The following is a 12,878-nucleotide window of genomic DNA, read 5'->3' as shown; positions in this document are numbered from 1 at the left end:
CAACGGGTTCAGGCTCAACAACGGGTTCAGGCTCAACAACGGGTTCAGCATTTGCGCTACTATCCAACACATCCAACGTGTGTGCTGATTCATGAGTTGGATCAACACTGACTTCATTACTGTCAAAACTAGCGTTTGGCTGCTCAATACTGACCTGCTCTTGATAGTCGATATCATAAGGCTGTAACGGCGGCATCGAAGCTGAATGGGTAATGGTCGCCTGCGTAGAAGATGTATTTTCTATGGCGGGTACTTCAGATGACACGGAGTCATCATAAGTAGGGTTTAGTATTTCGTATATTGGTAATGGACGAAAGGCCAACAGACGTAAGATACACATCTCCAGCGCTTGCATCGGTGTACTGGCAAGTTTCACGCCTTCACGCGCTTGCACAACGATTTCGTAATACAGCTGCAATACCTCAGGACTGATATGCTGTGCCAGCGCATTAATATCTTGGGCTTGCGCCTCATTGACATTGAGAGCGACTTCGGGCAGTAGCTGGGTCAATGCCAACTGATGTAATAGCTCTGCCAGCCCATCAAACATACTCGTCGCATCAACCATTTGCGCACGCATCTGCTCAATATGAGCGGCGACGGCAGACTTGTCATGATTATAGATATCAGTGATGAGCCGCACCAAGTCAGCGGCATCAATCAAACCGAGCATGGCATTGACCGTGACATCATCAAGCGCACCTTGGCCAAAAGCAATGGCTTGATCGGTTAGGGATAAAGCATCACGTACCGAGCCTTTTGCAGCACTGGCCAATTGCCAAAGTGCTGGCTGGGTATAGGCTACTTGCTCTTGGGTAAGGACATTTGCCAAATGCTCACTCAGCAACGTTTGCGGCAACGGGCGTAGAACAAACTGTAAACAGCGCGAGATAATAGTAATAGGCAGTTTTTGTGGATCAGTGGTCGCGAGCAAGAACTTCACATGTTCAGGCGGCTCTTCCAAGGTTTTGAGTAATGCATTGAAGCTATGCGTGGACAGCATATGCACCTCATCAATCAGGTAAACTTTGTAACGTCCTTGGCTTGGTGCATAAGGCACATTATCTAGCAGCTCACGGGTGTCTTCCACTTTGGTGCGAGAGGCCGCATCAATTTCGATCAGATCAATAAAACGACCTTGATCGATGGCAACGCAATTATCACAAACGCCACATGGCGTACTGGTCACCCCAGTATCACAATTCAGGCACTTGGATAATATACGGGCAATCGTCGTCTTACCGACACCGCGCGTACCCGTAAACAGATAGGCATGATGCAGACGATTGTAATCAATGGCATTTATCAATGCTTGCGAGACGTGCGTTTGCCCAATCAACTCATGGAAGTTTTTTGGGCGGTATTTGCGAGCTAAAACTTGATATTGCTGCGTCATAGTAACTGCCAATATAGTAACTGCCAATGTAAAAAGTACGAATATGTAAAAAAGTATAAATATAGGTAAAGCATCAAAGCAGCGATCTATAGTAAGGAAAGTCTATGACTGCGATCGCAACTCAGCCAACTGCTCGTATAAGCGCTGCGTGTTTGCATCGATAGCCGAGCCATTCTGATGAAAAGTGTCAATGTACACCTCGGTATTGACGCTGTCCTCGCACGGCCTAACTTCTACGCCAATTAAAAACAAATCATCCATTACCGGCTGCTGCATTTGTGAATTAAGCTCAAACAATAAATCCTGATGCGATGCGCGAACTTTGTCTGCACTCAATGCACTATTTTCATCTTGTCCATAGAACACCATCAGATAATGGCGACCAAATACATGATAAGAATGCTCATGACGAACATAACCATTCCATCGTGAATTTTGATCAATCGTTCTATGTGCCAATATTTTTTCTATTAAACACGCATAGGTATACATCGACTCATCAACTAACACATCGACCTGCTCTTTTGGCAGTGGCGTCCCCGCCTCATAATACTGCTGAATCAAGCGATTAAAGAGCTTATACCACATGCGAGTATTCTTTTGAATCTCTAGCATCAACGCATTAGCAAAAGCAGTTTGGTCAGGTTCTGCAGCTTTAAGCAAGCGAGGTTCCACTTGGTCTATTAACTGGTGAGCAACCAACTGCTCTTGCACCTCAACGGCTCTTTGATGAAAATCAGGTGACTGTAAGAACTGGGCAAGTAACGTTGACTCGTCTTGAAACGTCTCAAAGCCAGCAAGCTTGCGGCGGTGAAAATCCAAATAAGCACTGAGATCACTTGGAGTCACCAACTGATTAAGAATGTCGACAAAGTTTTGATGGCTAAATACTTGTAAGACACTCTGCTCATCGTCCAAGTCTAGCACACAGTCTTCAGCAAAGAACTGACTGCCATATTCGTAATTGACGGTATAGGGCTGCGACTCTGGGTTATCGCCTTCATGCTTGATGGCGAGTGACGTCAAACCAATAAAATAAATTGCCTTGTCCGATGCCGACGCGTTTACGTCAGCCAGTACCTTGTCATTTTTTAGATAAAGCTGGGCATGACGCTTGATTAATTGGTTGACAACTTCCTTTCTCCACTCACGCACCTGTGTACTATCAATCTCTTGCTGGTTAGCCTGTATCACCACATCATTAACGATAAGGTAAACCGTCGCACCAGAAAATTCACAAACAAAGTCATAACCCTGAAAGGCATGCTCGGGATGATTGCTATTGTCCTCTGATACGTCATACAAAGATAAGAAGCTTTGCTGAATCATCTGCTGCCAAACTGAGAGCGGTGCGTGCTGAGTGTCCATAATATCCCTATAGATGAGTGCTCATAAATAACTGAGTGTCTGCCACCAACGTTGCAAAACTCGCTTTATACTCAGTTCAGTAACAGTGTGATAGCCAGTTCAATATAATTTAGATACAAGGAAGGCGAGTAAAGTACGACAAGTAGTAGACTAAGCGAGCCTGATACCCTATCTAAATTAGATAGGAGTGACTATATTTCATAGTAAGTAGACTCTAGTCTAGTTGTCAAGCTTGCGACGCATATGTGGGAATAAAATCACATCACGAATGCTTGCTGAGTCCGTAAATAGCATCACTAAGCGATCAATACCAATGCCCTCGCCTGCTGTCGGTGGTAAGCCATAAGATAAAGCTTCGATATAGTCTTCATCAAAATGCATCGCTTCATCATCACCAGCGTCTTTTTCAGCGACTTGACCACGGAAACGTTCTGCCTGATCGGCAGGGTCATTCAGCTCACTAAAACCATTGGCCAATTCACGACCACCGATGAATAGCTCAAAGCGGTCAGTAATCTCAGGGTTATCATCGCTACGGCGTGCCAATGGCGACGTCTCTGCAGGATATTCAGTGATAAAGGTTGGCTGACGCAATTGATGCTCAGCGGTCTCTTCAAAGATAATCGTTTGCAATTTACCCACACCAAAGCCCTCTTTTACTTGCTGTTTAAGGGTGGTCGAGGCGTACTCTGCTAGATACTCACGGTCATTGATATGGGCCATGTCGAAGTTTTCGGCATATTTGGCAATCGCATCAGACATCGATAAACGCTCAAAAGGCGCTTTTAGACTAATGTCTTCTTCTTGATAAGTAATCTCAGTTGTGCCCAAAATATCCATCGCCAATTCATTAAATAAGCGTTCGGTCAAATCCATCAAGTCATGATAATCAGCATACGCTTGATAAAACTCAATCATGGTAAATTCAGGATTATGGCGAGTTGATACGCCTTCGTTACGGAAGCTGCGGTTAATCTCGAACACTCTTTCAAAACCACCAACGACTAAGCGCTTCAAGTAAAGCTCAGGCGCGATACGCAGATATAAAGGCATATCTAGAGCGTTATGATGCGTCACAAACGGACGTGCCACCGCACCACCTGGGATAGGATGCATCATCGGCGTCTCAACTTCCATGAAGCGCTCATTCAGCATGAATTTACGAATACCGCTGACAACCTGACTGCGAATCATAAAGGTATCGCGAGTTGTCTCATTGGTCATCAAATCAAGATGACGATTGCGATAACGGGCTTCCACATCTGCCAAACCATGGAATTTATTTGGCATTGGACGTAATGATTTGGTTAGTAGACTGATCTCTTCGATATGCACGTATAGATCGCCTTTACCTGAGCGACCGATATAGCCTGATACACCTACGATGTCACCCAAATCTAGCGACTTTATGCTCGCACGCGTCTCATCATCGAGCTCTTTACGTGCGACATATAGCTGAATACGGCCGCTCATATCTTGGATGACAATGAACGAGCCACGGTTGAGCATGACTCGACCTGCTACGTTGACCTGTGTTTTTTCGCCATTCGCCGCTTTTTCTTCAATTTCTTGCTTTGAGATGCCATCAAAAGCTGTTTGCAAATCTTGCGCATAATCGGTGCGTTTGAACGTATTTGGATACGGCTGTTTGCCTGAAGCAGTGATATCGTCTAGCTTGGCTTGTAGCTGGGCGATAAGTTCGTTAGCATCTTCTGGGGCTTGCTCTTGATTCTGATTTTTATTGTTGGGATTTGACATAACACTCTCAAAATTATTAGGTAATTAAAGGAACAAACGAAAACGGTGAATTGAATCTATACTTATTATCATCATAGTCAGCTATAGACAAACAGACACTGTCAGGTGGACAGTGTCTCGCTTTTATAAACCAATGGCTTTAGTCCGCACCGATACTGGCCATCAAGTCCGCCTGATGCTCGCGTAACAATGCATCAAGAATCTCATCCAAATCACCTTCCATAATGGCATCAAGCTTGTATAACGTTAGGTTAATACGATGATCGGTCATACGACCTTGCGGGAAGTTATAAGTGCGAATGCGCTCTGAGCGATCGCCACTACCGACCAAGTCACGACGGATGGTGTCTGCCGCATCAACCTGCGCTTGCACCTTGACTTGCTGGATTTTTGAGATCAGCATTTTCATCGCTTGCGCACGGTTTTTGTGTTGGCTACGTTCTTGTTGACACTCTACCACGGTACCGGTCGGAATGTGTGTTAAGCGTACAGCTGAATCCGTGGTGTTAACGTGCTGACCACCGGCACCGCTTGAGCGAAAGGTGTCAAAACGAATGTCTGCTGGATTTAAATCAACGGTGTCATCAATCTCAACTTCCGGCATAACTGCAACGGTACAGGCTGAGGTATGCACGCGACCTTGACTTTCCGTTTCAGGAACACGCTGCACACGGTGTACACCAGACTCAAACTTTAGACGACCATAGACGCTGTTGCCGGACACACGAGTAATGATTTCTTTATAGCCGCCATGCTCGCCTTCATTGGCTGACAGCACTTCCATTGTCCAGCCTTGAGTCTGCGCGTACTTTTGATACATACGAAACAAATCACCGGAGAAAATCGCCGCTTCATCACCACCTGTCCCAGCACGAATCTCTAAGAAAGCTGGCACTTTATCATTGGGATCTTTTGGTAGCATCATGACGTTGAGCGCTTCCTCCATCTCGACAATGGTATCACGCGCGCTATCAATTTCTTCTTGCATCATCTCTTTCATGTCAGGATCTGTCGCATCGGCTAGCATAGCCTCTGCTTCAGTCTGATCCGTCTCTGCACGCACATAGTTCTGCCATAAAGTAGTGATATCCATCAAGTCACTGTGCTCAACGGACAATTCACGGAATTTATTATTATCACTGATGACACTTGGATCTGATAATAAAGCGGTGACCTCTTCATAACGGTCTACCATCTGGTCTAAACGCAGGCGTAAGGATTCTTTCATAAAAGGACTTTTAATTGAATAATTGAAATAAGACCGTGATTATAGCAAATTTTTTGGGGTAAATTAAAACCTCTAGGCATTCTTGTCGATATATGGACAAACTTTTCTGCTACTTGTGTCATATCGACACTTTTTTCTGATGATTTGAATACAGCATAAGCTTTGCTTAAAATTTAAGTAAAAAAAAATAGCCAAGAATATTCTTGGCTATTTAAACAATAATTAAGACTTAAGGCTTAAAAAATTAAACCTTACGCACCAACACTGAACCGATAGAGTAACCAGCACCAAATGAACAGATAACACCCAAATCACCTGATGCCAGCTCATCTTTATAGCGATGGAAAACAATCATCGGACTGGCTGAACTGGTGTTAGCAAATTCAGCAATGACACTTGGCACAATCGCTTTATCTGCTTCTTTACCAATCACAGTACGTAGGATTAAATCCAACATATTGGCGTTGGCTTGGTGCAGCCACATCATTTTAACATCAGACGTTTCGATATCGTTTTCTTGCAAATGCTCAGTGATGACTTCTGAAACCTTTGGACAGACTTCACGGAACACTTTTCGACCATTTTGTAAGAATAGCTTGTCGGTAACAGGCTCTTTAATGTCTGGATACATCTCAGTCTGCGCCGCCAAAAACTCTGAGCGATCCATAAAACCATATTCGTTTTTGATATTGGTTGAAAACTCGGTAAACAACTTCGAGTTGATGATCTCATAACCTTTTGGCGTCTCAAGCTCTTCAACGATAGAAGCGGTTGCCACATCACCAAAGATAAAGTGGCTATCACGATTGCGCCAGTTAAGATGCGCTGAAGTAATCTCAACGTTGACCACCGCAATGCGCTTGGCAAGCCCAGAGACGATAGAGCCATGCGCTTGCGATAAGCCAAAAGTCGCGGCACTACAAGCGACGTTCATATCATAAGCAAATCCGCCAATCATGCCGATTTCTTTTTGAATCTCGATAGCGACTGCTGGATAGGTACGTTGGAAGTTTGAACAGGCAAGGATGATACCGTCTAAATCATTGGCCTCAAGTCCAGCATCAGCAAGGGCATCTTTGAGCGCCGCAGCACCCATCTCAGCCATAATTGACAGCTCTTCGCCTAAATGACGATAAGGAATCACGGGCGCCATGATTTCTGGGTTTAAGATACCGTCTTTTTCCATGACATAACGAGATTTGATGCCAGAGACTTTTTCGATAAAAGCGGCCGATGAGGGCTCAAGTGCAGTCACCGTGCCTGCTGCTATGTCATCAGCATGCTTTGCATTATAATTATCAACATACTGGTTAAAAGACGCCACCAGCTCTTCGTTGCTGATGCTATAAGGGGGAATATATAGGCCGGTGCCTGTGATACAAGTCGTCATGATAAGCTTCCTTGTCTACTACTATAGGGCTTGGAATAAGCATAAAAATGGAGAAAATAACAATCGTTCATTTTCAGTGAATAATTGTAAACTTAAAATCAGTGCCTTTATTATGCCTGAATATTTTAATTTTTCTAATACTTTGTTACAAATAATCCGTTTCTTGCTAAGATTTAACAAAAGCTGTCTTTATTTCGAGTCAGTTACTTAAGACAGCTACGCTATAATCAATGGCACATACTCTCGTAAAATCCATGACAGATACTTATAAAAGCTCATATTTGGAATATTAATGGTTGAACTTCTTAACTGGTTATTTGGGCAATATGCCGATTACCCTACCGTATTTATAGCGCTCGAATTAATCGCGGTCATCTTTGGCGTGGCCAGTGTGTTACTTGCCAGCAAAACCAATATCCTTGTCTTTCCCATCGGGCTGGTCAGCACTGCCATTTTTGTCTATCTACTGTGGAAATGGCAGCTATTCGGTGACATGTTTATCAATGCGTATTATACGGTTATGAGTCTATATGGCTGGATTAATTGGTCAAAGAATAAAAAATCTCACCATAGTGAGGTTCAGCAAGTAGACAATGTCCAAATAGAACATCTACATTCCGATGACATTCCTACTCTATCAGCCTTAGCAGCAGGCACGATCGCTTTCGTTGCCTTGGTTTATTACTTCCGACCAGTGATTAATAATGGGTTTAGTTTCGATGGTGCTGTACTTGGAGTGCACTTATTTACTTGGGTGGACTATACCGATATGCTGACCACCGCGCTGTTTTTGATGGCGATGTGGCTGATGGCACGGCGCAAAATTGAGCATTGGCTACTGTGGATCGTCGCCGATGCTATTTCTGTGCCGCTGTACTTTTACAAAGGATTGACCTTCACCGCACTACAATACGTAGTCTTCACACTTATCGCAATTTGGGCTTACTATGAATGGCAACGACGTTACCGCTTGCAACCTAAAGCAGCATACGCCTAAATCGGTCATCAATGTCGCTATTCTAGGGGCAGAGAGCACTGGTAAGACCACGCTATGTCGCGACTTGGCAGCGCATTTTGGCTGCCCTTGGGTAGCAGAATACATGCGCACCTATCTACAAGCGAAATGGGATAAGGAGCAACTGACCTGTACTTGGGACGACTTACTCCCCATTGCGCAGGGTCAAATAAAACTAGAAAATGAACTCGCTGAACAAGCCGCTCAAATGCCGGATAGAGCGCGCTACTTATTCTGTGATACCAGTCTATTTGAGCTGATGGTTTACGCCAATTGGTATTATGGCGACTGCCCTAAAGCGCTCACCAATGCGGCGTTAATACATCATTATGACTTGATTTTATTAACCGAAGTTGATATCCCGTGGGTCGCTGATGATTTGCGCGATAGCCCGCATCAGCGCGACGAAATCAGTGCTTATTTTGAAAGTCAGCTGACTCGTCACCAAAAGCCGTTTCATCGCATAGGTGGTGCTAGAGACGAGCGCGTACAACAAGTGCTCAAATGGCTTTCTTAAATCCATCCTATCCCACGTTATAAATAAATGACCTACAACCTTTAGGAATATTAAGAGATGTCGATGCTAAAAAACCTTGAACCTTACCTAGAAAAAACCATCTTTAACAGCCGCTGGATATTAGCGCCTTTTTATTTAGGGCTGATCTTAGGGATTGTCTTATTATTTATAAAATTCATTCAAAAAACAATCATGATGTTTAATACTGTATTTAGTGCTTCTGTATCAGACGTCATTGTTAATATATTAGTATTAGTCGACCTCTCCTTAGTAGCCAGCTTATTATTAATTATCATATTTAGTGGTTATGAGATATTTGTCTCAAAAATTGACACTGGTGATCACGTTGATCGACCTAGTTGGATGGGTAAAGTAGATTTTTCTGGTCTAAAACTAAAAGTCATTGGTGCCATCGTCGCTATTTCTGCAATTGATCTTTTAAAATCATTTATGGACATTCCTAATGAATTGAGTAATGGTGAAGCGGACAAGCTCATGTGGAAAGTCATCATTCATATGACTTTCGTAGTGTCTGGCTTATTGTTTGCTATTATGGATAAAGTGGTTGGTGATACTAAAAAACACTGATGCCAGAAAGCACTGATATCAGAAAATACTGATATCAGAAAACACTAAGGCTTATTTTTTCCACACACTCTCCATCGTTCTTACATATTTTTTCTTTATCTCTCCTCTATGATCTTCTTTGAACCTACTGACTGTTATATGCACAGTTTTGGAATAAAGATTCATATGAGGCACTCTTATGCAAAAAACACTATTCACCAAATTGACTATCATCGTGGGGCTCTGCATTATTTTTGTCGTCGGGCTCATGATGTTTCGCACTGTCATCGCTGAACGACAATATTATGCACAATCAGTGGTGAAGGAAATCGCCCAGCAGCACGTCAATCCGCAAGAAGTCATTACCCCTTTCATCATTATTCCAACCACCATAACGCCAGAATGCTCAATAGTAGGCGATACCGATGCCGCTAAATGCAAATCCGCTTATTCATCGACGCTAACGGTCTTTGCTAATAAAACTAGCGCCACTCAAGACCTTGAAGTCAGTACGGACACCTATCGACGAGGGATTTATCATGCCACTAGCTATAACGGCGCGTTAAAATTCGATCAAAGTTATACCATAAATCAAACCCTACAACGCTTAATAGCAGATAACCAGTCGGTGAGTAACGACTCAAAAACCCTTAGCACAGCTAACAATAGTACCAATGGCAATGGCAACACAAAAACAGAAAAGACCGATATACACTGGAATGACGCTAAGTTGATTATTCCAGTTTCTGATTTGCGCGGTGTGGCAACCTTACCAACAGTAACGATCGACAAGCAAGCCATCAAAGCAACCTATCCGCAGAGTGCCATGCTTAATGGCTTAAGCTATGTTGAAGTATCGTTGCCCAACGATGTTTTGAATCGATTAACCACAACGAGCGCAAGCCAGCAAGAAAAAACAAACCTTGTGGCTGAAAATCTGAATAGCGAACCACTAAATACGCAAAGTTCTAACATACAAACGCCTATTAGCCAAAACCCAAACCATCAAGACTTAGACGGTCAGCAATCATATAATAGTCGTCATCAAGCGCTTGATATTGTAGTGGACTTGCCTCTCTCAGGTATTAGCACCTTAAATACCGTGCCAACGGGGCAAAACTTTGAGCTATCTATGCGCAGCAATTGGCATGCCCCAAATTTTATTGGCAGAGCCTTGCCCAATGCTAAAACATTCACCTCAAAAGGCTTTGAGGCCAAATGGCAAAATCAATATCTAACGGTCGCTAACAATCAAAATTTATCAAAGTGTGTCAGCACTGCCAACAACCAATGTATGGTAGCCAGTAGCGCCGTGCTCGATAGCGCTGACCAAGATGATGAGGCTATCACAGCAATAGAAGGCATTGTCACAGCAGAGGGTAATATCGTGTCCAATAGCGACCGAGATGTGCGCTTAAGTAGCTTTGGAGTGAGTTTCGCGGAGCCAAATGACGTGTATTTACAAACAGAGCGCACGATGAAGTACGCACTGCTATTAATTTTGGTGTCGTTCGGTACATTTTTCTTATTTGAGGTGATCAAATCCAGCCGTATTCACCCTATCCAATACTTATTGGTCGGTTGTGCACTGCTGTGCTTTTACGTCTTGTTGCTACCGCTGGCCGAGCAAATCGTCTTTTGGCAAGCCTATGCAGTTGCTGCAAGCGCCTGTGTCGGATTGATTGGTTGGTACACTTATTATGTATTAGATGGTATCAAGCGAGCGGGCATATTTACCGCTATATTGGGAAGTCTGTATGCCGCCTTTTATGGTATTTTGACCACAGAAGACCTAAACCTGTTATTGGGTGCTATCTTCTGCTTTGTATTGCTAGCCTGCGTGATGGTCATGACCCGTAAAATCGACTGGTATAAGATTGCTTAATATAGGGTCTGTTGAACATTCAGATATTAGGACTGCTGATCGCTAAAATCGTCCCAAACCTTTTATCAAATCAGGCGTAAACCGACGATAATGTCGTGACCTTAGCTAGGTTTACAACAACGTTTGGGGTGATTTTAGTATCAGCCTTTCAGGGCAGGGCTATTTTTTGCCAATACATAGCGAAATTGTCTAACCTAGAATGACTAGGCGTCAAAAATTTCACTGCGTATTGTCTAAAAAATAGCCACTGCCAGTGCCACACTTGAATGTTCAATAGACCCTAGTCGATATTAAATAAAATAGACACACAACATTATGATGCGTGACTGCTACAAATTTTTCTTGCTTGCTGTACCTACCCAGACAGAGGCTATAAAAAGTTTATATCAGTCACGCTGTATCTTTTTTATATTCACCTGATTAGAGTCGGTTCACTATAAGCTCATCTTTCATCGTCATTTTTCAATCGAATCTATTTATAGGGTATGTTTACATTTAATTTGTCAGTCAGGTTTTTTGGTATTGCACTATACTATCGTTATTACGATATAAGGCTAAGGCGATAAGCCGTAGTCATTGTCGTTATTATTATCGTTGTCATTACGACTGCCATTTATTCAAAAAGCCAATTTAACGACTGTAGGGATTATTTTGAAAGCCACGTTATATACGATTATTGCTTTAATAGCATTTGCCGCAAACTCTCTTTTTTGTAGAATGGCGTTAGCAGAAGGTTATATAGATGCATGGAACTTCACCATCATTCGCCTGCTCAGCGGTGCGCTCTGTCTGAGCATTATTATGGGCGTTTATAGCTATAATTTACGACGCAACGAGGCAACTCTTAAGCATCCCACTAGCGAGGCCATTTTAAGCGACAGAGGTAGCTGGCTCAGTAGTATAAGTTTGGTGGTTTATGCACTTTGCTTTTCAATCGCCTATGTTGAGCTTGATACCGGAACTGGCGCACTGATTCTATTCTCAGCGGTTCAGCTCACCATGATTGGCTGGGGGATATATAAAAAAGAGCAATTAAGTGCCTTACAATGGCTGGCTTTTATAGTGGCAGTGGCAGGATTTGTCTATCTCATGTTGCCATCAGCGGCTGTGCCGTCAGTATTGGCAGCGACATTGATGGCCATCAGTGGCGTGGCATGGGGGATATATAGTATACGCGGTAAAGCGTGCGTGTCACCGCTACGAGCGACGGGCTTTAACTTTCTCAGGAGCCTATTTGCGATTCCGCTACTACTCATCATGAGCATGGTTTATTTAAAAAACATATCGTTAGCAACGATCAGTATCGAGGGCATCTTATTGGCTTGCGCATCGGGCGCAATTGCTTCTGGCATGGGCTACAGCGTTTGGTATATGGCAATGCCCTTACTGAAAAGTACGCAGGCGGCAGTAGTACAGCTCTGCGTACCGGTATTGGCTGCCATACTTGGTGTGGTATTTTTATCGGAGCAACTGACCATAAACTTTATCATAGCAAGCACGGTCATTTTGGGTGCGGTTTTAATATTTATTTTAAATAAAAAAACGCCAAAGACGGTAAGTTAGATCATAAAAAATTTCGACCTGTTTTAGGGCGTGTCCTCAATTCAATTGATAATATCTAAACGGACTAAAAATGGCTAAATTTTGCCAAACATCGTTAAATAGCTGGTTAATATCCCGATATTATCTGCGCTATTTTCCTTGTTTGACTGCAATTTATCTCATTTTTATCACCATTTTTAAAATGAGGACAC

General features: G+C 43.2%; 10 protein-coding genes. 5 read left to right on the top strand and 5 right to left on the bottom strand.

The genetic code is table 11. The features are described from left to right. The 5 genes from dnaX to CXF65_RS00440 form a co-directional block, all read right to left on the bottom strand. The coding region (dnaX, locus tag CXF65_RS00460; RefSeq protein ID WP_101210664.1) for a DNA polymerase III subunit gamma/tau at positions 1 to 1,396 on the bottom strand (1,396 nt) is incomplete at its 3' end. A 102-nt stretch (positions 1,397 to 1,498) separates the two neighbouring features. Continuing rightward, positions 1,499 to 2,764, bottom strand: a complete 1,266-nt coding sequence (locus tag CXF65_RS00455; RefSeq protein ID WP_101210663.1) for a hypothetical protein — start codon at positions 2,762 to 2,764, stop codon at positions 1,499 to 1,501. Positions 2,765 to 2,983: 219 nt separating this feature from the next. Continuing rightward, positions 2,984 to 4,522 (bottom strand): lysine--tRNA ligase, encoded by a 1,539-nt coding sequence (lysS, locus tag CXF65_RS00450; RefSeq protein WP_101210662.1) that lies wholly within the window; start codon positions 4,520 to 4,522, stop codon positions 2,984 to 2,986. A 139-nt stretch (positions 4,523 to 4,661) separates the two neighbouring features. Continuing rightward, on the bottom strand, positions 4,662 to 5,750 hold the full coding sequence (gene prfA / locus CXF65_RS00445; protein ID WP_101210661.1) for a peptide chain release factor 1: 1,089 nt from the start codon (positions 5,748 to 5,750) through the stop codon (positions 4,662 to 4,664). Between the two features lie 244 nt (positions 5,751 to 5,994). After that, positions 5,995 to 7,140, bottom strand: coding sequence for a beta-ketoacyl-ACP synthase III (locus CXF65_RS00440; RefSeq protein ID WP_101210660.1), 1,146 nt, complete (start codon positions 7,138 to 7,140; stop codon positions 5,995 to 5,997). 292 nt (positions 7,141 to 7,432) lie between these two features. Between CXF65_RS00440 and pnuC the strand changes: the two genes are divergently transcribed. The 5 genes from pnuC to CXF65_RS00415 all read left to right on the top strand — a co-directional run bounded on the left by pnuC (position 7,433) and on the right by CXF65_RS00415 (position 12,687). Then, the gene (pnuC, locus tag CXF65_RS00435; protein WP_025650801.1) at positions 7,433 to 8,137 is read left to right on the top strand and encodes a nicotinamide riboside transporter PnuC; all 705 of its coding nucleotides are present in this window, start codon (positions 7,433 to 7,435) and stop codon (positions 8,135 to 8,137) included. After that, positions 8,088 to 8,672 carry an AAA family ATPase gene (locus CXF65_RS00430; protein WP_101210659.1) on the top strand — a complete coding sequence of 195 codons (585 nt, stop codon included), beginning with the start codon at positions 8,088 to 8,090 and terminating at the stop codon, positions 8,670 to 8,672. The genes pnuC and CXF65_RS00430 overlap by 50 nt, the downstream gene beginning before the upstream one ends. A 63-nt stretch (positions 8,673 to 8,735) precedes the next feature. After that, positions 8,736 to 9,260, top strand: coding sequence for a TIGR00645 family protein (locus CXF65_RS00425; RefSeq protein WP_101210666.1), 525 nt, complete (start codon positions 8,736 to 8,738; stop codon positions 9,258 to 9,260). A gap of 178 nt (positions 9,261 to 9,438) precedes the next feature. After that, positions 9,439 to 11,124, top strand: a complete 1,686-nt coding sequence (creD, locus tag CXF65_RS00420; protein ID WP_101210658.1) for a cell envelope integrity protein CreD — start codon at positions 9,439 to 9,441, stop codon at positions 11,122 to 11,124. Positions 11,125 to 11,775: 651 nt separating this feature from the next. Further along, a complete protein-coding gene (locus CXF65_RS00415) occupies positions 11,776 to 12,687 on the top strand; it encodes a DMT family transporter (protein WP_101210665.1) in 912 nt (303 codons plus the stop codon). Positions 12,688 to 12,878 lie beyond the last annotated feature (191 nt).

The sequence above is a fragment of the Psychrobacter sp. Sarcosine-3u-12 genome, assembly GCF_002836005.1.
In the GTDB taxonomy this organism is placed as follows: Bacteria; Pseudomonadota; Gammaproteobacteria; order Pseudomonadales; family Moraxellaceae; genus Psychrobacter; species Psychrobacter okhotskensis.
The sequence above is the reverse complement of the archived record's forward strand: the minus strand, read 5'-3'. Positions and strand labels throughout refer to the sequence as shown.

Bases quoted from the DNA above. Each gene is read 5' to 3' on its own strand.
- CXF65_RS00455 (WP_101210663.1), bottom strand. From the start codon at position 2,764: ATGGACACTCAGCACGCACCGCTCTCAGTTTGGCAGCAGATGATTCAG.
- lysS (WP_101210662.1), bottom strand. From the start codon at position 4,522: ATGTCAAATCCCAACAATAAAAATCAGAATCAAGAGCAAGCCCCAGAA.
- prfA (WP_101210661.1), bottom strand. From the start codon at position 5,750: ATGAAAGAATCCTTACGCCTGCGTTTAGACCAGATGGTAGACCGTTAT.
- CXF65_RS00440 (WP_101210660.1), bottom strand. From the start codon at position 7,140: ATGACGACTTGTATCACAGGCACCGGCCTATATATTCCCCCTTATAGC.
- pnuC (WP_025650801.1), top strand. From the start codon at position 7,433: ATGGTTGAACTTCTTAACTGGTTATTTGGGCAATATGCCGATTACCCT.
- CXF65_RS00430 (WP_101210659.1), top strand. From the start codon at position 8,088: ATGAATGGCAACGACGTTACCGCTTGCAACCTAAAGCAGCATACGCCT.
- CXF65_RS00425 (WP_101210666.1), top strand. From the start codon at position 8,736: ATGCTAAAAAACCTTGAACCTTACCTAGAAAAAACCATCTTTAACAGC.
- creD (WP_101210658.1), top strand. From the start codon at position 9,439: ATGCAAAAAACACTATTCACCAAATTGACTATCATCGTGGGGCTCTGC.